Source organism: Rhizobacter sp., from assembly GCF_046595475.1.
Taxonomy (GTDB): domain Bacteria; phylum Pseudomonadota; class Gammaproteobacteria; order Burkholderiales; family Burkholderiaceae_C; genus Rhizobacter.
In genome coordinates this window covers 1-20,991 of record NZ_JBKJOQ010000060.1, presented here as the reverse complement: position 1 = coordinate 20,991, position 20,991 = coordinate 1, and the positions used below count along the sequence as shown (strand labels likewise).

Sequence of the window (20,991 nt, the reverse complement as noted above, 5' to 3'; positions counted from 1 at the left end):
TTCCGTTCACAGGTCGTCCAGCGCGCGCGAGGCGCCAATCAGCGCCGGCGACACATCGGCGTTGACCACGAACACCGGAATCGCCGCGAGGTAGGCCTCAAAGCGCCCTTTGCTTTCGAAGCGGGCGCGGAAACTTGACTCGGTGATGCGATGCCCCAAGCGAGGCACGATGCCGCCGCCGATGTAGACGCCGCCGCGCGCACCCAGCGAGAGCGCCAGGTTGCCGGCCATGGTGCCCAGAAAGCTGAAGAACAGATCTTCGGCCTGCACGCATTGCGCATCGGTGCCAGCGTGCGCCGCTGCCGTGATCTCTGCCGCCGTGCGCGGGCGTACCTTCACCCCGGCCACTTCGCACAGCACCTCATAGAGGTTGAGCAGGCCGGGCCCCGACAGCGCCCGCTCGGCAGAGGCATGGCCGAAGCGGTGCCGCAACCCGCGGATGACCGCGTCCTCCAGGTCGGTGGCACCCGCCAGGGTTACATGCCCACCCTCCCCATTGAGCGGCACGCTGGCGTGCCGATTGTTCGCAGGCAACAGGCCCGATACGCCCAAGCCGGTGCCCGGGCCGAGAAGGCCCAGCGGCGCACCAGACACCGGCTCGTCTCCACCCACCTGCAGCAGATCGGCACGCGACAACTCGGGCAGCGACAAGGCCAGGGCCGTGAAATCGTTGATGACAAGGAAGCGTTCCAACCCCAGCGCCTCCTGTACGGCCGAAATTGAAAACGACCAATCGTGGTTGGTCATTTGCACGTGGTCTCCCACGATGGGGTTGGCAATGCCGATGGCGCACCAGTGCGGAGCCGGTTTGGCGTGCGCTTGCAGGTAGTGCTGCATGGCATGCAGCAGCGATTCGTGGTCGTCGCAGGGATAGGTCGAAATATCGGACAAGGCCGCACCGCGACTTTCTTGCCAAGCCAGGCGGGCATTCGTACCGCCGATGTCGCCCAACAGGCGGGGAAAGTGATTGTTCGAGGTCAAATCAAGCATCCGTGTAATCAAACTACAAATGAAAAATGTACGCCGACTCTCTTGAAACGTCTACAAGTCGGTGCTCCGGGTGAACACCACTAGGGTTTTCAGGGGGTATAGGTTGGTGAAAACCCGCTGTTTGCGGTTGTAGTTTGCCTACTAAAGTCCAGCCACTTTGCGGGAATGGGTCGAAGTTGTAGTCATGCTACTAAACCCCTTGCAAGAAAAGAACACAGCGATAACAAGTCCCCCAACCGCCGATAGGCAAGCCGCAGGCCTGCTATCGGTATCCAAGCAGCAAAGCAATGAGGAGCCCGTCAATGAGGAAAAGAATCAAACTGCTCGCGGTGGCAGCAGCCGCCGCCAGCACGTTCGCCGCGCCGTCGGCGCAGGCGCAGGGAGTGGAATTCCACGGCTACCTGCGTACCCAGGTGGGCACCACCAGCGAAGGTGGCAACCTTCAGTGTTTTGGCGGTGACGGCGTATGGCCTATCCGCTCAAAATATCGGCTCGGCAACGAGTGCGACACCTACGGCGAAGCCATGGTCGTGGCGCCCTTCGGCAAGAGCGATGGCGCCTGGGCCAAGTACAGCTTGATGCTGGCCCTTCAAGAGAACAACGCCGGCGACTACGAAGACGTGAAGAGCGGCAAGTTCAACATCGCCAGCCGTCAGAACTTCGTTCAAGCCGGTGGATTCTTCCCCGAGGGCGGGGCCCTGGCCGACGCCAAGGTGTGGCTGGGCAAGCGCTACTACAACCGCCACGACATCCACATCAACGACTACTTCTACTGGAACAACAGCGGCCCCGGCGCCGGCCTGGAAGACATTGCGCTCGGCCCGGTGAAGCTCGCTTTCGCCTATCACCAGACTGGTGTGAATGGCAATGCCAAGGGTGACGTCGTCGGCAAGCGCTTCAGCACCCGGCTCTACGACATCCCGGTCAACACCAACGGCAAGCTCGAAGGCGAGCTGGTTCTGCTGAAGGGCAGTTCGGCTGACGATGCGGCCTCGACGGGCAGCGGCACCATGCTCTTCCTGGAGCACACCCAGACCGGACTGCTCGGCGGCTTCAACAAGTTCGCCGTGGTGTTCGGGCGCAAGCTGGGCAGTGGCTTCGAATGGCTGCCCACCAACCAAGGCGGCGGTGAGGCCCAGGGCAGCTCGTTGCGCATTCATGACCAGTTCTACTTTGATCTGGCCGGCACCAACTTCTCGGGCATGGCCACGGCCAGCTACGGCAAAGCCAATTTCGGTGGGGACGACAACACCTGGACCAGCGTCGGCGTGCGCCCGCAGTACAACTTCAACGACAACTTCAGTCTGGCCGTTGAAGCAGGTTACGACGCCGGCAAGACCGATACCGGCATCAAGCCCAAGATCGCCAAATTGACGATTGCGCCGCAGATTTCTTTGGCCAAGGGCTTCTGGGCACGCCCGGTGTTCCGCGCCTTCGTCACCTATGCCAAGTGGAACGACGATGCCCGTGCTCAAGCCGGCGGTGGCAGCACCAGCATTGGCCCGAACGGCGTGTTCGGCGACAAGCGCAACGGCATGAACTACGGTCTTCAGGTTGAAAGCTGGTGGTGATCGGCAGAGCAACGCATCTCGGCCTTTGCGCGCCGTGATCTAAGTTGCCACTGGCAGCGCCAGCCAATCTTCCGGCTGGCCTGCCTTCAATGCCGTGGGCATGCCGTGCCCAGCGCCTTGAACCAGCAGTCCCACAGCAAAAACGACGTGAAAACAACAACACTCGCCAACCCCGCCGCGACCCCTGCCTCGGCAAACCTCGACTGGTCACGCGGCGGCGTGATCTACCAGATTTACCCGCGCAGCTTTGCCGACAGCAACGGCGACGGCGTGGGTGATCTCCCCGGCATCATCGACAAGCTGCCCTACGTGGCCAGCCTGGGCGTGGACGCGATCTGGATCTCGCCCTTCTTCAAGTCGCCGATGAAAGACTTCGGCTACGACATCGCCGACTACCGCGATGTTGACCCGCTGTTCGGCACGCTGGCCGACTTCGACCGCCTGATCGCCCGCTCGCACGAGCTGGGCCTCAAGGTGATGATCGACCAGGTGCTGTCGCACACCTCCGACCAGCACGATTGGTTCAAGGAAAGCCGCAGCAGCCGCGACAACCCGCGCGCCGACTGGTACGTGTGGGCCAATGCCAAGCCCGACGGCACGCCGCCCAACAACTGGCTGAGCGTGTTCGGTGGATCGGCCTGGCAGTGGGACTCGCGCCGCTGCCAGTACTACATGCACAACTTCCTCACCAGCCAGCCCGACCTGAACTTTCACAATGTCGACGTGCAGCAACAAGCACTCGACGACATTCGCTTCTGGCTCGAGCGCGGCATCGACGGCTTCCGCTTCGACGCTTGCATCTTCCATTTTCACGACGAGCGGCTGCGCGACAACCCGCCCGCCACCACGCGCGACACCACCTCGGTCGCGCAGACCAACCCTTACGGTTACCAGCGCCACCTGTACGACAAGACGCAGCCAGAAAACCTGCCCTACCTGATGCGCATCCGCAGCTTGCTCGACCAGTACGGCGCCAAGAGTGTGGGCGAGATCGGCGACGACGATTCCATCAAGACCATGGCCGCTTACACCAGCGGCGGCGACAAGCTGCACATGGCATACAGCTTCAACCTGCTGACCGCCCAGAACAGCGCGGCCTACATACGCAAGCAGGTGGAAGAACTGGAAGCGCAGATTGCCGACGGTTGGGGCTGCTGGTCTTTCGGTAACCACGACGTGCCGCGGGTACAGACACGATGGGGCGGCCCGGGCGCCTCGCCCGAGTACGCCAAGGTCATCGTCGCCATGCTGCTCAGCCTGCGAGGCAGCGCCTGCCTGTACCAGGGCGATGAGCTGGCGTTGACCGAGGTCGACATCCCGTTCGAAAAGTTGCAAGACCCCTACGGCATCACCTTCTGGCCAGAGTTCAAGGGTCGCGACGGCTGCCGTACGCCCATGCCCTGGGCCAGCACCCAGCCCCACGCGGGCTTCAGCGAGGGGCTCGACGCGACACCGTGGTTGCCAGTGCCGCCCGAGCACGCTGCCAACGCGGTCGACGTGAACGAGGCCAACCCGAGCTCGGTGCTGCATTTCTATCGGCGCTTCCTGGCCTGGCGCAAGACGCAGCGTAGCCTCATCACCGGCGACATCCGCTTCCTCGATGCCCCCGAGCCGGTGCTGGCCCTGGTGCGCACGCCGGTCGCAGGCGAACCGGGTGGCGCCGTGCTGGCCGCTTTCAACCTGGGCGGCAAGCTGGTGAGCTTCACGCTCGCCGGTGCGCCCGCCACGCGCCCGCTAGCCGGCCACGGCTTCGACGGCGCTCGCCAGGGCGTGCGCGACGGCGAGCAGCTTCAACTGCCGGCCTACGGGGCTTACTTCGGCAGCATCACGGACTGAACCATGGCGCACCTCAAACTCAAGGCACTGCGCAAAGCCTACGGCGAGGTCGAGATCCTGCATGGCGTGGACCTGGAAATCCACGACGGCGAATTCATCGTCTTCGTCGGCCCTTCGGGCTGCGGCAAGTCGACCATGTTGCGCTGCATTGCCGGGCTCGAAGACATCAGCTCCGGCGAGTTGTACATCGGCGACGAGTTGGTCAATGAGGTGCCGCCTGCCAAACGCGGTATCGCGATGGTGTTCCAGAGCTACGCCCTCTACCCGCACATGACGGTGGCCGAGAACATGGCGTTCGGCCTGCGCCTGGCCGGCTTCAGCAAGGCTGAGATGAAGACCGCGGTGCAACGCGCCGCGCAGATCTTGCAGATCGAGCCCCTGCTGGAGCGCAAGCCCAAAGCGCTGTCAGGTGGCCAGCGTCAGCGCGTGGCCATCGGGCGGGCCATCGTGCGCAAGCCGGGCGTCTTTTTGTTCGACGAGCCGCTGTCCAACCTGGACGCCTCGCTGCGGGTGCAGATGCGCGTGGAGCTCACGCGGCTGCACCAGGAACTGAAGACGACCATGGTTTACGTGACGCACGACCAGGTCGAAGCAATGACGCTCGCGCACCGCATCGCGGTGTTCAACGCAGGGCGCATCGAGCAGGTGGGGCGCCCGCTCGACCTGTACCACCGCCCGGCCAATCTCTTCGTGGCCGGCTTCATCGGCTCGCCGAAGATGAACTTCATCGCCGCCACCCTGCAATCGGCCGACGAGAGCCAGTCGGTGGTGCGAGTGGCTGATGGCACCCTGATCACCACCCATGTCGATGCGCGCGGCCTGCAACTTGGTGAGCCTGTCACGCTGGGCGTGCGGCCCGAGCACCTCGGCGCGCAAGCGGCCACTGCGCCCAACAGCCTGCGCAGCCAGGTGCAGGTGGCCGAGCACCTGGGCGACACCACCTATTTCTATCTTGAGGTGGCCGGCACCAGCGGGCACATCGTCGCCCGGGCCGCCCCTGACAACCCATTGGTCAGCGGCGACGTTGCCCACCTGGTGCTGCCACCAGCGCATGCCTACCTCTTCGACGGCAAGGGCATGGCCCTGCCCTTCCTTTCCCGATAACACGATCCCCCGATCGCGACCCGGCCCCAGCGGCTACCAACAAGGAGATGAGAAATGATCGACTCGCGCAACAAACTCAAGCTGATTGCCGCCGCGGCGGTGATGACCTTCACCAGCGGCTGGGCCGTCGCGGCTGAGCCGGGCAAGCTCTTGATCTGGATCAATGGCGACAAGGGCTACAACGGCATCGCCAAGATCGGTGAAGAGTTCACCAAGAAGACGGGCGTGCAAGTCACCGTCGAGCACCCGGAAGACGCCCCTGGCAAATTCCAGCAGGCCGCCGCCGCCGGCAAAGGCCCCGACATCTGGATTTGGCCGCACGACCGCATCGGCGAATGGATTGCCGGCGGCTTGCTGCAAACCGTGACCCCGGGCAAAAAGGTGCAAGCCGACATCGACCCGTTGGCCTGGAAGGCCTTCAGCGTGGGCGGCAAGACCTGGGGTTACCCCATGTCGATAGAAGCCGTCTCGCTGGTCTACAACAAGGCTTTGGTGCCCACCCCACCCAAGACCTTCGAAGAGGTGATCGCGCTCGACAAAAAGCTCTCGGCTTCGGGCAAGAAGGCCATCCTTTGGGACTACAACAACACCTACTTCACTTGGCCGCTGCTGGCTGCCAACGGCGGCTACGCTTTCAAGCTCAGCGCCGACGGCACCTATGACGCTGGCGACACCGGCGTCAACAACGCCGGCGCGCTCAAGGGCGCAGAACTGCTGGCCAAGATGGTGAAAGATGGCGTGATGACCAAGGGCGCAGGCTACGCCGAAATGGAAGCCGGCATGGCCCAGGGCAAGGTCGCGATGATGATCAACGGCCCCTGGTCGTGGGACAACCTCAAGAAGGCCAACATCGACTTTGGCGTGGCCAAGATCCCCACCGTCGGTGGCAAAAAGGCAGCGCCTTTCGTGGGCGTGCTGGGCGCGATGATCTCCAAGGCATCGCCCAACCGCGACGTGGCCGTCGAGTTCATTGAGAACCACATGCTCTCCATGCAGGGCCTCAAGCAGATCAACGACGACGTGCCCCTGGGCACCCCGGCCAGCAAGTCGCTCTTCGCCGAGCTCAAGAGCAACCCCAACATCCAGGCCACCATGGCCAGCGCGCAAGACGGCTCGCCCATGCCCAACAACCCGGAGATGGGTCGCTTCTGGTCCTCGATGCAGTCGGCGCTGCAGAACATGACCGAAGGCCGCCAGTCGCCCAAGGAAGCATTGGACGCGGCTGCCAAGCGCATCTCGGCCAAGTGAGCTGAGGCCTGAGCGGCGGTGTACCCGGGTGTGCCAAGCCAGGGTCCACCGCCGCAACTTGTTCCCTTTCGATTCCTCCATGACCCTTACGCCAACCCTGAAACGCCGGGCGCCAGGCGCCCTGTTCGCGCTGGTGCTGATCGCCGCCCTCTATGTGGTGGCGCTGGTCTACGCCGCCGGTGAAACGCTGCTGGCCGGCACCATGCTCGCCCTCTCGGCGCTGGCGCTATGGGTTTACACCTCGAGGCGCACCTATGCCTACCGCTACCTCTTTCCCGGCATTGCCGCTGCGCTGATCTTTGTCGTCTTCCCGATGCTCTACACCATCGGCATAGGCTTCACCAACTACAGCTCCAAAAACCTGCTGAAATTTCCGCGGGCCACGCAGTACTTTCTGGACGAGACCTACTCCGCGGGCGAAGAGCCTTTGGCTTTCACCCTGCACGCCGATGGCCGTGAGTTCCGCGCCCGCTTAGAGACCGGCGAAGCTGGCAAGGCCTTCGTCTCGGGCCCGCTTGCGCTCAAGAGTACAGAGCCACTGGAACTGAAGCTAGAGCCCGCCGAGCAGGTGAAGATCGCGCTCGGCGAGCCGGTGCCCCTGAAGGACGTGATTGCCAAGCAAGCCCAGCTCAAGGCGCTCGCTTTCTTGCTGCCCGATGGCCGCAAGCTGCGCATGACCGGCCTGCGCCAGTTCGGGGTGGTACAGCGGCTCTACCAGCAGCAGCCCGATGGCAGCCTGCTCAACCAGCAGAGCAGCGAATTGCTCAAGCCCAATTTCGTCAGTGGCTTCTACGAGACCGCCAGCGGCGAGCGGGTGCAACCCGGCTTCCAGGTGGGCATAGGCTTTGCCAACTACGTGCGCATCTTCACGGACCGCGCGTTTCAAGAGCCCTTCATCCGCATCTTCATCTGGACGGTGCTGTTTTCCTTCATCACCGTCTTTGTGGCCGCAGCGCTGGGCATGTTTCTCGCCGTGCTCTTCAACTGGGATGCGCTGCGCTTCAAGAGCGCCTACCGCGTGATGCTGTTCCTGCCCTACGCGGTGCCGGGCTTCATCTCCATCTTGGTGTTCAAGGGCTTGTTCAACAACAATTTCGGTGAGATCAATTTGATACTCGAAGCCATGTTTGGCATCCGCCCGGCATGGTTCTCCGACCCCACGCTGGCCAAGCTGATGCTGCTCATCGTCAACGTGTGGTTGGGCTACCCGTACATGATGGTGGTGTGCATGGGCCTCATCAAGGCCATACCGGCTGACCTGTACGAAGCCTCAGCGGTGGCGGGCGCTGGGCCGCTCACCAATTTCTTCCGCATCACCCTGCCCCTGATCACGAAGCCGCTCACGCCGCTTTTGATCTCGGCCTTTGCGTTCAACTTCAACAACTTCGTGCTGATCGCGCTGCTGACCGGGGGCCGGCCAGACTTCTTGGACACCCGCGTGCCAGCCGGCACCACCGATCTGCTGGTGTCGTACACCTACCGCATCGCCTTCCAGGACTCGGGGCAACAGTACGGCCTGGCCGCAGCCATCTCCACCGTGATCTTCGCGATGGTGGCGGTGATCTCGTTGGTGCAGATGCGCTTCACCAAAATCGCCCGCGACGAGACCCGCTGAGGAGCACTGCATGGCCATCGTCCTCGATAAATCCCACCGCTGGCGCGTGCTGGCGGCGCACCTGTTCCTCATCGGGTTGGTGCTGTTGGTGATCTTCCCGTTCCTGATGATCCTTTCGATCTCGCTGCGGCCGGGCAACTTCGCGGCCGGCAGCCTGATCCCCGAGCAAATCAGCTTGGAGCACTGGAAGCTTGCGCTCGGAATGTCGTACACCGCGCCCGACGGGCGGCTGGTGCGGCCCGACTTCCCGGTGCTGCTGTGGCTGTGGAACTCGGTGAAGGTGGCAAGCCTCACCGCGCTCATCACGCTCACGCTCTCGACCACCGCAGCCTATGCCTTCGCCCGCATGCAGTTCCGTGGCAAGCAGGCGTCTCTGGCGGGTCTCATGCTGATGCAGATGTTCCCGGCGGTGCTGGCGCTGGTCGCCATCTATGCCATCTTTGATCGCCTGGGCAATGTGTTTCCCTCAATCGGCATCGACAGCCACGCCGCGCTGCTCCTCGCCTACTCTGGCGGCATCGCACTGCACGTGTGGACCATCAAAGGCTACTTCGACACCATTCCGGTGGAAATCGAAGAAGCCGCCAAGGTCGACGGCGCCACGCCCTGGCAGGCCTTTCGCATGGTGCTGCTGCCGATGGCGGTGCCCATTCTCATGGTCGTGTTCCTGCTGGCCTTCATAGGCGCCATCATTGAGTACCCGGTCGCCTCGATCCTGCTGCACGAAGAAGCCAAGCTCACGTTGGCGGTGGGCTCCAAACTCTTCTTGTACGAGCAGAAGTACCTGTGGGGCGATTTCGCCGCCGCGGCGATTCTGTCGGGCCTGCCGATCACCATCGTCTTCATCCTGGCGCAGAAATGGATGATCTCCGGCCTCACCGCCGGCGGCATCAAGGGCTGACGCCGTTTCACTCCCCCACCCCACTTCTTTGGAGAGGCACAACATGAAGCTCACCCGCTCGATTTTTCACGCCGCGGCCACAACGGTGCTCGTCTTGGGCGCCACCGCCGCGCAGGCCCAGAACGCCACCATCAACTACAACCGCTGCGATGGCAGCTACGACGGCTGGGGCGCGCACTTGTGGAAGGACGGCGGCATTCCTGTGCCAGGCGTCGAATGGCAAAAGCCCATGGTGCCCAGCGGCAAGAACGACTTTGGCGTGTACTGGACGGTCAAGCTCGACGACTTCGTCAAGGGCCGCGTCAACTACATCATCCACAAGGGCGACTCCAAAGAGCAAGGCGGGCGCGACATGGCTTTCGATGGCACCGCGAGCCCGCAGATCTGGGTCAACAACGGCGACCGCAAGATCTACACCTCGTTTGACGATGCCAAGAAGGCTCGTGCCGACAAACCCTGCCCCTGAGCGGCCCGCCCCATGAAACACCTGTCGACATGGCGGCTGCTGGCCGCCCTGGGCCTGGCTTTGCTGTGCGCTTCCTGCGCCATCGAGCCCAGGCCTCTCATCGCTGTTGCTCCGCAGGCTGCCGCCGCGGTGCCCAGCGGCCCGGTGCAAGCACCCGGCCGCTTTGCCGACAACCCTATCGTCTACTTCGCCATCACCGACCGCTTCGAGAATGGCAACCCCGCCAACGACGCCAGCTATGGCCGCAAGCGCGAACGCGCACCCCAAGACGATGTAGGTACGTTTCACGGCGGCGACTTGAAGGGCATCACCCACAAGCTGCGCGAAGGCTGGTTCAAGCAGCTGGGCGTCAACGCCATCTGGATCACCGCACCTTACGAGCAGATCCACGGCTGGGTGGTGGGTGGCAACAAGGAGTTCAAGCACTACGCCTACCACGGCTACTACGCGCTCGACTACACCCTGCTCGACAAGAACATGGGCACGCCAGAAGAGTTGCGCGAGATGGTGGACACGGCGCACGCCCAGGGCATACGCATCTTGTTTGATGTGGTGATGAACCACCCCGGCTACCTGGACATCCAGACTGCGCAAGACCTGGGCTTGAAGGTGCTGTGGCCCAACGCGAACAACGCCAAGCTGCGCGACTATCACAGCTACATCGACTACAACAACTTCAACTTCAGTCAGTGGTGGGGCCGCGACTGGGTGCGTGCCGGCTTGCCTGGCTACACCGATGGCGGCCGCGACGACCTGACCATGCAGCTGGCCTATCTGCCCGACTTTCGTACCGAGAGCACCGAGGCCGTCAAGCTGCCGGCATTCCTGCGCCCGGGTGGCGGCAAGCCCGACACGCGGGCTGTGAATCTGCCCAACACCACGGTGCGCGGCTATCTGGTGCACTGGCTGACAGACTGGGTGCGTGAGTACGGGATCGACGGCTTTCGCGCCGACACCGTCAAGCATGTGGAGCCTGCGGCCTGGGCAGAGTTGAAAGCGGCCGCGGGCACCGCGCTCACCGACTGGAAAGCCCGCAACCCCGCGAAGAAGATCGATGACGAGCCCTTCTGGATGGCGGGTGAAGACTGGGGCCGCGGGCCGGAGCGCACCGCGCTGCACAGCGCGGGCTTTGACGCGCTCCTCAACTTCGAATTTCAAAAGGAGGGCGCGCAGTTCGGCAAACCTGAAGCCCTGTTCAGCCGCTACAGCGCGCTGCTCGCCGGCCGCCCTGGCTATTCGACGCTGAGCTACCTGTCTTCGCATGACACCGAGCTCTTCGACCGCAAGAGGCTCGAAGAGGCCGGCGCCGCGCTGCTGTTCGCCCCAGGTGGCGTACAGATCTACTACGGCGACGAGACCGCTCGCCCGCCCGGGGCCGCGCCCAACACCGACCCTCAGCAGGCCACCCGTTCCGACATGAACTGGGCCAGCATCGACACCGCTCTGCTCGCCCATTGGCGACGCCTCGGGAGCTTTCGCGCGCGCCATGTGGCGCTGGCGCGTGGCGTGCACAAGCAGGTGGCCGAGGCGCCCTACACCTTCAGCCGGGTCGACAGCGAGACCGGCGACCGTGTGGTGGTGGCCATGAATGCGAGCGGCGCCCACGAGATTGCAGTGGGGAGCGTTTTCTCGGAGGGAGAACGCCTGCACGACGCCTACTCGGGCCAGACCGCCGTCGTACGCAACGGCCGCGCTGCCGTCAGCGCTCAACGCTGGGTGCTGCTCGAACGCGCACCCGCGCGCTGACGCATGGAAGTCGTTTAGTACGCGTTTAGTACATTAGCCGCAGGCCCCGGCCCTGCTGCCAATGAACATCGACCCCACCACCAACGCCCCGTTCGCTGTCCAACAGATGCACATTCCCGCAGACGCCGTCGCCGTGGAGCCGCGCTTGCTGGCCGACATAGGCGCCACCTACGCACGCTTGTGCATCGAGCGCGAGCGGGGGGCGTTCGAACGAATCGCGGTGCTGCCTTGCGACGATTACGGCGATTTCGTGTCGATGGTGCGCGCCTACCTGAACAGCGTGCCCGACGTGGTGCCCAGGCATGGCGCTATGGCCATCGCGTACCCGATCGACGGCGACGCGGTGCGCATGACCAACCGCGACTGGGCCTTCTCCATCAAAGAGGTACAGCAGCAGCTGGGCCTGAGCACGCTGCTGGTGGTGAACAACTTCACCGCGCTGGCCATGTCTTTGCCCCGTGTGGGCCCCGAAGGCCGCGTGCAGGTGGGTGGCGGCACAGCGGCGAGCGACGGTGTGATCGGCTTGCTCGGGCCGGGCACCGGCCTGGGCGTGTCGGCGCTCATCCCTGCCAACGACCGCTGGGTCACGCTCGCCACTGAGGGCGGGCACACCAGTTTTGCACCCATCGACGAACGCGAATTGCGCGTGCTCAGGCACGTGTGGAAGACCATGTCGCACGTCTCGGCCGAGCGCTTGGTCTCAGGCCCTGGTATCGAGCTCATCTACGAGGCCTTGCGCGACGGCGCGACCGATGCACCCGCCAACCTCAGCACCGCCGAGATCGTGCGCCGGGCGCAACAAAACGGCCACCCGGTTTGCGCAGACACCATTGATTGCTTCTGCGCCATGCTGGGCACAGTCGCCTCCAACCTGGCGCTGACACTGGGCGCCACCGGTGGCATCTTCGTGGGCGGCGGCATCGTGCCACGCCTGGGCGAGCTCTTTCTGCGCTCGAGCTTTCGCCAGCGCTTTGAAGACAAGGGGCGTTTCTCGTCTTACGTCGCCCGCATTCCGACCTATGTACTGACGGCCGACAACCTGGCCTTTCACGGCGTGTCGTCGCTGCTGGCCGACCACATGCCCGACCGCGAGGGCGGCAACCCGCTGCTGGAGCGGGTGCGCAGTGCGCGCGATGCTCTCTCGCCGGCCGAGCGGCGCGTGGCCAACATCGTGCTCGAAAATCCACGCACAGCGCTCAACGATCCCATCGGCGCCATCGCCAAGCTGGCCGACGTGAGCCAGCCCACCGTCATTCGCTTTTGCCGTTCGCTGGGCTTCGAGGGCCTGGCCGATTTCAAACTCAAGCTCGGCTCGGGGCTGACCGGGACCATTCCGCTGCAGCGCACGCAGGTGCGCCGCCAAGACGCCACGCCCGATCTGTGCGCCAAGGTGCTCGACAACACCATCTCGTCGATCGTTCACTTTCGCGAGTCACTCAACGTCGACTCGGTTGACCGAGTCATCGGCTTGATGCGCGAGGCACAGCGCGTAGAGCTTTACGCCACCGGCAACTCCTCGGTGGTGGCGCTGGACGCGCAGTACAAGCTGTTCCGCTTCCGCATCCCGGTAGTCGCCCACACCGATGCTTCGATGTTCAGCATGGCTGCCGAGGTGCTGGGGCCGAAAGACGTGGCCGTTTTCATCTCCAGCTCGGGCCAGACCGCCGAGCTGATCCGCGCCGCGCAGACCGCGCGAGACCGCGGCGCCGCGGTGGTGGCCATCACCTCGAACCAATCTCCACTCGCCAAGAAGGCCGACGTCTGCATCGCGGTCGACCACAGCGAAGACAGTTCAACCTTCGTGTCCATGATTTCTCGCATTCTTCATCTGTTGGTGATCGACATGGTGGCAGTCGGGCTGGCGGTGCGCCGCATGCCCTCGCCCACCGGCACACGCGGCAAGCACGAAGGCTCCGACAGCCAGCAGACCCTGGCGCCGGGAGTATTGATCTCGCACATCGCCTGAGCTTCGCATGGCCGAAGTGGAAGGCTCGTGCTCAGCGCCGATTCGTCAACTCTCCTTGTCCGGCGGCGGGTTTCGCGCAGCCTTCTTCCACCTTGGCGCCTTGCACGCCCTCGCAGCGCAGGGTCGGCTGCGCGAACTCAGGCTGCTGGTCACCATCTCGGGCGGCTCGATCGCCGCCGGCTTCTTCCTGCAGGAGTGGACGCGCGCCTTGAAGCGTGGGGCTGTCGATGACCTTGAACTTGCGCGCTGCGCATTGCGCGCGCAGCAGACGCTTTTCCGAAAATCACGGCACAACCCACGCTTGCGCGTCACGGCCTCAGTTCGCGCCTTGAGCAGCGGGCTGGTGCGCAACGAGTTCGGTTTCTCGAAGGCCATGGCACGCATCAACAAACGCTGGCTCGCGGGCCTGCACCGCGTCATCTCGAAAGAGGCCTGGCCGGCCGAGCTACCGGAGTGGCGCGTCGCCTGCTCCGACTACGCCCAGGGCAGCCGCTGCGTGGTGCTTATCGGGCACCACGATCTGCCGCTTCAGCCCGATGCCAACTACCTGTCGGCGCACGACCTGCCGCTGGCGCGTGCGGTGGCCGCGTCGAGCGCGGTACCCGGTGTGTTCGAGCCGATCCGATGCGGCCCCTACCACCTGGGCGATGGCGGTGTACTCGACAACCACGGCCTGCGCGAGTTCGATCCGAGCCTCGGGCCGGCGGTCTGCATCGATGCATCGGCGCCCGTCCTGCCCATGGATCCTGTCGATGGCTGGGCCACACCCATGCGGGCCATGGACCTGATGATGGAGCAGACCCGCGGCGACGTGCTGCGCACGCGCGACTGCACGCTGATCTCGCTGCGTGAGGCGGTGCCGCAGCCGAGTGGCCTGGATTGGTGGTCGCACTTGCGCGCCTTGCGCACGGACCTCGACGACTTTGCAGCCACCGAAGCACACCTGCTGTTTTTGGCCGGCTACCAAAGCAGCACCGGCAAGGCCGACATTCCGCTCAACTGCCCGCACGACGACATGCTGGCCTTGTGGGAAACGATGAGTCGCGCAGCACCCGAGCAGGCCACGCCTGAACTGCAGCTGCAATTGGCGGACAGCCGAGCAGCCTGCCTTGACGACTTGGAGCGTGGCCGACACCTGCTGTTCGCCGGCATGCAGAAGCGCTCGCCGGCGTCCATCGCGGTCACGCTGACCTCGCTCTTGATGGTGGCGCTCACCGTGTTGATCCTGCTGCTCATCGCCAAGCTGGCATGGGCATCGGCCGTCGCGCTCATCCCCAGGGCGTTTCGCGCAATGTCGACCCCTGGCCTGCTGGTGCTGGGCTGGATCGCGGGTGCGGCCTGGCTGTGGCAGTTCTACGCCCCTCGGCGAGGCGCCATGTTCTACAACATGCGGCAATGGATAGGCGTGCTGGCCGGCCCGGCTTTGTTGCCTGCGCTGGTGCTGATGTCGGTCACGCTGCGACTGGAGCTGGTCGCCTTCTCGACGCGCGACCTGACCGCCTGGGCCCGCACGGCGCTGACCAAGTACCAGCGCCGGCGTGCCGGCGGGTAGTCGCCCTCTCTCGCCCTCTCTCGCCTACTCGTCGCGCACGCAGTCAACGAAATAATTGTGTGTCTCGGGGTTGATGTCACCCTCTTCCACCAGGCCGTGCACATCAGTGTCGAAGCCAGGGAACTGCGCGTTGAACGTACGCGTGAAGCGCAGGTAGTCGACGATCTTCTTGTTGAAGCGCTCGCCCGGGATCAAGAGCGGAATGCCCGGCGGGTACGGCGTGACCAGCGACGCGGTGATGCGACCTTCGAGGTCGTCGATGGGCACACGCTCGGTCTGGCGGTGCGCGATGCGCGCGAAGGCATCGCTCGGTTTCATGGCGGGCTGAAGATCAGACAGGTACATCTCGGTCGTCAGGCGCGCGATGTCGCCCTTGGCATAGGCCTCGTGTATGGAATGGCTGAGCTCTTGCAAGCCCATGCGCTCATAGCGCGGGTGCTGCGCCACAAACTCGGGCAGCACGCGCCACAGCGGCGCGTTCTTGTCGTAGTCGTCCTTGAACTGCTGCAAGGCGGTGAGCAGCGTGTTCCAGCGGCCTTTGGTGATGCCGATGGTGAACATGATGAAGAACGAGTACAGCCCCGTCTTCTCTACCACCACGCCGTGCTCGGCAAGAAACTTGGTGACGATGCTCGCCGGGATGCCGGTCTTGGCGAACTTGCCAGACATGTCGAGCCCCGGCGTGATGATGGTGCTCTTGATCGGGTCTAGCAGGTTGAAGCCCTCGGCCATGTCACCGAAGCCGTGCCACTTGTCGCCTGCCTTGAGCACCCAGTCTTCGGCCTTGCCGATGCCATTGGTGGCCAGCTTGTCGGGCCCCCAGACCTTGAACCACCAGTCTTTGCCGTACTCTTTGTCGACCTTGCGCATGGCGCGGCGGAAGTCGAGCGCTTCGAGAATGCTCTCTTCCACCAACGCCTTGCCGCCAGGCGCTTCCATCATGGCGGCTGCCACGTCGCAGCTCGCGATGATCGCGTACTGCGGGCTGGTCGAGCTGTGCATCAGGTACGCCTCGTTGAAGAGGTGGCGGTCGAGCTTGCGGGTCTGAGAGTCTTGCACCAGCACCTGCGAGGCCTGGCTGATGCCCGCCAGCAGCTTGTGCGTCGACTGGGTGGCAAACACCAGCTGGTCTTTCGGGCGCGTGCGGTAGCGCCCCATCGAGTGGTAATAGCTGTAGAACGGGTGGAAGGCGGCGTGCGGCAGCCAGGCTTCGTCGAAGTGCAGCGTGTCGATGTAGCCGTCGAGCGAGTGCTTGATGGTCTCGGTGTTGTAGAGCACGCCGTCGTAGGTGCTTTGCGTGAGCGTGAGGATGCGCGGCTTGACTTGTTTCGGGTCCACACCTTTGAGCAGCGGGTTGGCAGCGATCTTTTTCTCGATGGCCGCGCGTGAAAACTCGCTCTCGGGGATGGGGCCAATGATGCCGTAGTGATTGCGCGTAGGCCGCAGGAACACCGGCACCGCACCGGTCATGATGATGGCGTGCAGGATGCTCTTGTGGCAGTTGCGGTCTACCACCACCACGTCGCCCGGCGCCACCGCGTGGTGCCACACCATCTTGTTGCTGGTGCTGGTGCCGTTGGTCACGAAGAAGCAGTGGTCGGCGTTGAAGATGCGTGCCGCGTTGCGCTCGGACGCCGCGATGGGCCCGGTGTGATCGAGCAACTGGCCGAGTTCGTCGACGCTGTTGCACACGTCGGCGCGCAGCATGTTCTCGCCGAAGAATTGGTGAAACATGCGCCCGACCGGGCTCTTCAGGAAAGCGACACCGCCCGAGTGGCCCGGGCAATGCCAGGAGTAGGACCCGTCCTGCGCGTAGTCGACGAGTGCGCGAAAGAAAGGCGGCGCCAGGCCGTCCATGTAGCTCTTGGCCTCGCGGATGATGTGGCGCGCCACGAACTCGGGCGTGTCTTCGAACATGTGGATGAAGCCGTGTAGCTCGCGCAGCACGTCGTTCGGCAGATGCTGCGAGGTGCGCGTTTCGCCGTAGAGGTAGATTGGGATCTCGGCATTCTTGAAGCGAATTTCCTGGATGAATTTGCGCAGGTTGAGCACCGCCGGGTCGAGGTCGGGCCCTTCGGTGAACTCGTTGTCGTCGATCGACAGGATGAACGCGCTGGCGCGGCTTTGCTGCTGAGCAAACTGCGACAGGTCGCCGTAGCTGGTGGCGCCCAGCACCTCGAAACCCTCTTTTTCAATGGCTTCGGCCAACGCCCGAATCCCCAGCCCCGAGGTGTTCTCGGAACGGTAGTCTTCGTCGATGATCACGATGGGAAAACGAAAGCGCAGCATGGCAACCCCGGGGCATCGAAACTGAAAGAGCGCGAAGTGTAGAGCCGTTCGATGTCCGTCATACACTGCCCGTTCACAGCCAAAACAAGGAGACGGGATGGACCTCTCGCACGCAAGCTTATGGTGGGTTCTGGCCGGCGTGGCCGTGGTGGCAGAGTTGACCACCGGCACCTTCTATCTGCTGATGTTGGCGCTGGGCATGGCGGCAGGCGCAGTGGCTGCGCACCTGGGTCTGCCATCCAATTTCCAGATCGTCTCCGCGGCCCTTGTCGGCGGCGGCGCCACGGCCTTGTGGCACTGGCGCCGCATGCAGAGCCCGCGCTCGGCGCCAGCCGCTGAGAACCGCGATGTCAACCTCGACATCGGCGAGCGGGTTACGGTAGTGGCCTGGGGCGCCGACCGCACGGCGCGCGTGTCCTACCGCGGCTCGACCTGGACGGCGCGGCTTCAGCCCGAGGCCCCGGCAGAAGCCGGCGAGCACGTGGTGAAGGCGGTGGAGGGCAACTGGCTGGTCCTCGCTCCCTTTTCTCACTGAACCCCACTGAAGGCAAACACTCATGCAAATTGCAATCGTCCTGGCGGTCATTGCCGCCATCTTCATCTTCCAGACTTTCAAGATCGTGCCCCAGCAAAACGCCTGGGTTGTCGAGCGGCTGGGCAAATACGACCGTACGCTCACGCCGGGCCTGAAGTTCGTGGTGCCCTTCATCGAGCGGGTGGCCTACAAGCACTCGCTAAAGGAAGTGCCGCTCGACGTGCCCAGCCAGGTCTGCATCACACGCGACAACACCCAGCTGCAAGTCGACGGCATCATCTATTTTCAGGTGACCGACCCGATGCGCGCCAGCTACGGCTCAAGCAGCTATGTCATGGCGATCACGCAGCTGGCGCAAACGCTGCTGCGCTCGGTGATCGGCAAGATGGAGCTCGACAAGACCTTCGAGGAACGTGACCACATCAATGCGGCGGTGGTGAGCGCACTCGATGAGGCGGCGTCCAACTGGGGCGTAAAGGTGCTGCGTTACGAGATCAAGGACCTGACCCCACCAAAGGAGATCTTGCACGCCATGCAGGCCCAGATCACCGCCGAGCGCGAGAAGCGCGCGCTGATTGCTGCCTCTGAAGGCCGCAAACAGGAGCAGATCAACATTGCCACCGGTGAGCGCGAGGCCTTCATTGCCCGCTCCGAGGGACAGCGCCAGGCCGAGATCAACAAGGCACACGGTGAAGCCGCTGCCATCGTGGCGGTAGCCGACGCCACTGCCGAGGCCATCCGCAAGGTGGCAGAGGCCATACGCTCGCCAGGGGGTGAGCAGGCGGTGCAACTGAAGGTGGCCGAGAAAGCCGTCGAAGCATTTGCTCAGCTCGCCCAGAAGAACAACACCATGATCGTGCCGAGCAACATGAGCGAAGTGGCTGGGCTCATTGCCACCTCGATGGCGTTGATCAAGCAGAAGACGCCAACGGCTTGAACTTCCAGCCGAGCAAGCGACCGGGCTGAGTGGATGCTGACCGGTCAAGCCCCCGAAACCATCTGCGGCGAATCTTCATCGAGCCGACTCGCCGCGACGCGCTCAATCGTTGTAGTCGGCGGCCGTAGGCACGAAGACCCGACGCAGCTCGTTACGCATCAGCTCCAGCTGAAGCGGCTTACAGAGGTAGCCGCTGACGCCCGCTTCAAAGCAGCGTGCAATCGTCTCGGGGGCGTCGTCAGCGGTGGCCACGACGATGGCGAACGGCGCCACCCGGCCTGCCTTCTGCAGCTCGACGATGCGACGGCTGGCGTCGATGCCGCCGAGCACGGGCATGTTGACATCCATCAGCACCACGTCGGGCGGCATGTGCTTGCAGTGCTCGATGGCATCGAGCCCGTCGCACACCGCCGCTACCTCGTAACCCAGCGCCTGCAGCAGTCCGCAAGCGACGATGCGGTTGACCTCGTTGTCGTCCACCACAAGCACCTTGCGGCGCCCACGCAGACTGTGTGACACGGTCGTGGGGCCGACTTTGGCGTGCCCGGCGTCGAGTGCAAGTAGCGAGGCCTGAGCCAAGTCGCCGGGGCTCAGCGGCTCGACTCGCTGCTCCCAGCGGGGCGGCACCATGCCAGGGTCGCTCAGCGCGGCTGCGCGCGGGCCCACCAGAAGCAGACAGCGCGTGCGATCCGGCATGCGGCTTCGCAGAGCGGCCAGCGCCGACCTCAACGTCAGCGGGCCGTCGCGGATCAACAAAAGCGCAGGGTATTCGTCGATCATGAGGGCGTCGACGTGCCTGAGTACGTCGGTCGAGGAAGGGAAACGCCAGACACGCCACCCCATACGCTGCAGGCGGCGCTCCAACACGGCTGACTCGACGTTGCGCTCATCGACGATCCAAGCCCGCGCGCCCTCGGCCATGGGCGACGGCTCGCGCGCGACCGGGCGCACGCTTAACTCGAGCCGCAGCAGGACGCCTTCGCTCGTGTAGCTGACAAAGCTGACCTCGCCGCCTGAATTGGGGCATACACCACGGGCCTGAAGGGTGCCGCTGGAGTCACGCCGCGTCGACGCAGCCACGTCGATGGCAAGCCCGAGCCGGTGCAGGACCTCGGCCATGCGTGCGGGCGCCTCCAGCCGCCCGCTGCCCGCGACGCTGACGCTCAGCACGTGCGTACCGCCCTCATCACCGACCGATCGCGCCGCCACCATTACCAAGCCGCTGCCCATCAGATCGAGTGCCCCGCACAACAGCCGGTAGAAAGCCGCTTGCAGAGCCGCTTCGTCACCGTCGAGCACGAGTTCCGGGCCTTCGCCGTCAAATAACAATTGCTGGTGTTTAGCGCTCATCAGCGGCACCGCCTCACGCGTAGCCTGGGTCAAGACCTCTAGAAACCTGAATTTCGCCGGTGCCACAGCGGGCCTGCTGCCCCGCCAGTGCGCACGCAGTGTCGCGAAAAGCGTCTCATAGTCGATCGGCTTGGCAAACGCGCGGTCGAAGCGCGCGTCGAGGACGTCCAGCTCATTCACCAGGTCGCTGCGCCCCGTCATCGCCAGCAGCAGCGGCGGTTTGACTTGACCCGAATTGGCTCTGGCGCGGCTGGCGACTTCCAGGCCGCTGTGGCCCGGCATTTGCAGATCGAGTATGAGCACGTCGCGGGGCGCGCAAAGCGCCAGTTCAAGCGCTTGGTCGCCGTCATACGCGGTGACGACATGGCAACCAAGCTCAAAACGGATCAACTCTGTCAAAGCGTCGGCACTGTCGCGGCTATCGTCTGCAATCAAGACTCGCATGTTCGCGATCGGTCGGTCGGGAGCCATATCGGTTCGCTTTGCGGCCGTCATCGCCCGCCGTACAGCGGGTTGCAGCCTTTACCGGTCCTGGCGTGTGCCGCCGCTATGCAAATCATTCTTGAAGGGGGGCACAACAAAACGGATCCATGCCCCGTTTTACACGGCTGTTCTTCTCCAGACTGAAGGCCAACACCGACAGCCCCTGTAGGCAAATGTCTATTCAGAAACGACGACGCCGCCGATGCGCTTCTCGGTTGACCACGCGGCGAGTGTCGCGCGCAATGCAGGCAGAGGTGTAGTCAGAAATGAAAAACGAGCCGCGAAGGCCCGTGTTTGCTTGGTGACTGGCGGAGAGGGCGGGATTCGAACCCGCGGGGGGTTATTAGCCCCCACACGCTTTCCAGGCGTGCGACTTAAACCGCTCATCCACCTCTCCGGAAG

The 20,991-nt window shown here is 64.0% G+C and carries 15 protein-coding genes and 1 tRNA gene; 12 read left to right on the top strand and 4 right to left on the bottom strand.

The window, feature by feature from the left end:
• Positions 1-6: 6 nt before the first annotated feature.
• Entirely contained in the window at positions 7-990 is a 984-nt protein-coding gene (locus AC30QB_RS11240) for a glucokinase (RefSeq protein WP_489546303.1), read from the bottom strand.
• Positions 991-1,292: 302 nt separating this feature from the next.
• Between AC30QB_RS11240 and AC30QB_RS11235 the strand changes: the two genes are divergently transcribed.
• The 10 genes from AC30QB_RS11235 to AC30QB_RS11190 all read left to right on the top strand — a co-directional run bounded on the left by AC30QB_RS11235 (position 1,293) and on the right by AC30QB_RS11190 (position 14,995).
• On the top strand, positions 1,293-2,561 hold the full coding sequence (locus tag AC30QB_RS11235; RefSeq protein ID WP_489546302.1) for a maltoporin: 1,269 nt from the start codon (positions 1,293-1,295) through the stop codon (positions 2,559-2,561).
• Between the two features lie 147 nt (positions 2,562-2,708).
• The gene (locus AC30QB_RS11230) at positions 2,709-4,397 is read left to right on the top strand and encodes an alpha-amylase family glycosyl hydrolase (RefSeq protein WP_489546301.1); all 1,689 of its coding nucleotides are present in this window, start codon (positions 2,709-2,711) and stop codon (positions 4,395-4,397) included.
• Positions 4,398-4,400: 3 nt separating this feature from the next.
• On the top strand, positions 4,401-5,501 hold the full coding sequence (locus AC30QB_RS11225; protein WP_489546300.1) for an ABC transporter ATP-binding protein: 1,101 nt from the start codon (positions 4,401-4,403) through the stop codon (positions 5,499-5,501).
• 54 nt (positions 5,502-5,555) lie between these two features.
• On the top strand, positions 5,556-6,749 hold the full coding sequence (gene malE / locus AC30QB_RS11220) for a maltose/maltodextrin ABC transporter substrate-binding protein MalE (protein WP_489546299.1): 1,194 nt from the start codon (positions 5,556-5,558) through the stop codon (positions 6,747-6,749).
• Between the two features lie 79 nt (positions 6,750-6,828).
• A complete protein-coding gene (gene malF, locus AC30QB_RS11215; RefSeq protein WP_489546298.1) occupies positions 6,829-8,364 on the top strand; it encodes a maltose ABC transporter permease MalF in 1,536 nt (511 codons plus the stop codon).
• A gap of 10 nt (positions 8,365-8,374) precedes the next feature.
• Positions 8,375-9,265: a maltose ABC transporter permease MalG gene (gene malG, locus AC30QB_RS11210; RefSeq protein ID WP_489546297.1), complete on the top strand. Its 891-nt coding sequence runs from the start codon at positions 8,375-8,377 to the stop codon at positions 9,263-9,265.
• A gap of 43 nt (positions 9,266-9,308) precedes the next feature.
• A complete protein-coding gene (locus AC30QB_RS11205; protein WP_489546296.1) occupies positions 9,309-9,731 on the top strand; it encodes a pullulanase-associated domain-containing protein in 423 nt (140 codons plus the stop codon).
• A 12-nt stretch (positions 9,732-9,743) separates the two neighbouring features.
• Positions 9,744-11,477: an alpha-amylase family glycosyl hydrolase gene (locus AC30QB_RS11200; RefSeq protein WP_489546295.1), complete on the top strand. Its 1,734-nt coding sequence runs from the start codon at positions 9,744-9,746 to the stop codon at positions 11,475-11,477.
• A gap of 61 nt (positions 11,478-11,538) precedes the next feature.
• Positions 11,539-13,443 carry a glucokinase gene (locus AC30QB_RS11195; RefSeq protein ID WP_489546294.1) on the top strand — a complete coding sequence of 635 codons (1,905 nt, stop codon included), beginning with the start codon at positions 11,539-11,541 and terminating at the stop codon, positions 13,441-13,443.
• A gap of 7 nt (positions 13,444-13,450) precedes the next feature.
• Positions 13,451-14,995 carry a patatin-like phospholipase family protein gene (locus AC30QB_RS11190; protein ID WP_489546293.1) on the top strand — a complete coding sequence of 515 codons (1,545 nt, stop codon included), beginning with the start codon at positions 13,451-13,453 and terminating at the stop codon, positions 14,993-14,995.
• Between the two features lie 24 nt (positions 14,996-15,019).
• Here AC30QB_RS11190 and AC30QB_RS11185 read toward each other — a convergent pair whose 3' ends face one another.
• Positions 15,020-17,284: an Orn/Lys/Arg family decarboxylase gene (locus AC30QB_RS11185; RefSeq protein WP_489546292.1), complete on the bottom strand. Its 2,265-nt coding sequence runs from the start codon at positions 17,282-17,284 to the stop codon at positions 15,020-15,022.
• A 97-nt stretch (positions 17,285-17,381) separates the two neighbouring features.
• On the opposite strand from AC30QB_RS11185, the gene AC30QB_RS11180 reads away from it, so the two are divergent.
• Entirely contained in the window at positions 17,382-17,819 is a 438-nt protein-coding gene (locus tag AC30QB_RS11180; RefSeq protein ID WP_489546291.1) for an NfeD family protein, read from the top strand.
• A 22-nt stretch (positions 17,820-17,841) separates the two neighbouring features.
• Complete coding sequence (locus AC30QB_RS11175) at positions 17,842-18,756, top strand: SPFH domain-containing protein (protein WP_489546290.1); 915 nt, start codon at positions 17,842-17,844, stop codon at positions 18,754-18,756.
• 102 nt (positions 18,757-18,858) lie between these two features.
• Here AC30QB_RS11175 and AC30QB_RS11170 read toward each other — a convergent pair whose 3' ends face one another.
• Positions 18,859-20,550: a response regulator gene (locus AC30QB_RS11170; protein WP_489546289.1), complete on the bottom strand. Its 1,692-nt coding sequence runs from the start codon at positions 20,548-20,550 to the stop codon at positions 18,859-18,861.
• A 345-nt stretch (positions 20,551-20,895) separates the two neighbouring features.
• Positions 20,896-20,986: transfer RNA gene (locus AC30QB_RS11165), tRNA-Ser, on the bottom strand.
• Positions 20,987-20,991: the final 5 nt, after the last annotated feature.

Bases quoted from the DNA above. Each gene is read 5' to 3' on its own strand.
- AC30QB_RS11170 (WP_489546289.1), bottom strand. From the start codon at position 20,550: ATGCGAGTCTTGATTGCAGACGATAGCCGCGACAGTGCCGACGCTTTG.
- AC30QB_RS11185 (WP_489546292.1), bottom strand. From the start codon at position 17,284: ATGCTGCGCTTTCGTTTTCCCATCGTGATCATCGACGAAGACTACCGT.
- AC30QB_RS11180 (WP_489546291.1), top strand. From the start codon at position 17,382: ATGGACCTCTCGCACGCAAGCTTATGGTGGGTTCTGGCCGGCGTGGCC.
- malF (WP_489546298.1), top strand. From the start codon at position 6,829: ATGACCCTTACGCCAACCCTGAAACGCCGGGCGCCAGGCGCCCTGTTC.
- AC30QB_RS11205 (WP_489546296.1), top strand. From the start codon at position 9,309: ATGAAGCTCACCCGCTCGATTTTTCACGCCGCGGCCACAACGGTGCTC.
- AC30QB_RS11175 (WP_489546290.1), top strand. From the start codon at position 17,842: ATGCAAATTGCAATCGTCCTGGCGGTCATTGCCGCCATCTTCATCTTC.
- AC30QB_RS11240 (WP_489546303.1), bottom strand. From the start codon at position 990: ATGCTTGATTTGACCTCGAACAATCACTTTCCCCGCCTGTTGGGCGAC.
- AC30QB_RS11195 (WP_489546294.1), top strand. From the start codon at position 11,539: ATGAACATCGACCCCACCACCAACGCCCCGTTCGCTGTCCAACAGATG.
- AC30QB_RS11225 (WP_489546300.1), top strand. From the start codon at position 4,401: ATGGCGCACCTCAAACTCAAGGCACTGCGCAAAGCCTACGGCGAGGTC.
- AC30QB_RS11190 (WP_489546293.1), top strand. From the start codon at position 13,451: ATGGCCGAAGTGGAAGGCTCGTGCTCAGCGCCGATTCGTCAACTCTCC.
- AC30QB_RS11235 (WP_489546302.1), top strand. From the start codon at position 1,293: ATGAGGAAAAGAATCAAACTGCTCGCGGTGGCAGCAGCCGCCGCCAGC.
- malE (WP_489546299.1), top strand. From the start codon at position 5,556: ATGATCGACTCGCGCAACAAACTCAAGCTGATTGCCGCCGCGGCGGTG.
- AC30QB_RS11200 (WP_489546295.1), top strand. From the start codon at position 9,744: ATGAAACACCTGTCGACATGGCGGCTGCTGGCCGCCCTGGGCCTGGCT.
- malG (WP_489546297.1), top strand. From the start codon at position 8,375: ATGGCCATCGTCCTCGATAAATCCCACCGCTGGCGCGTGCTGGCGGCG.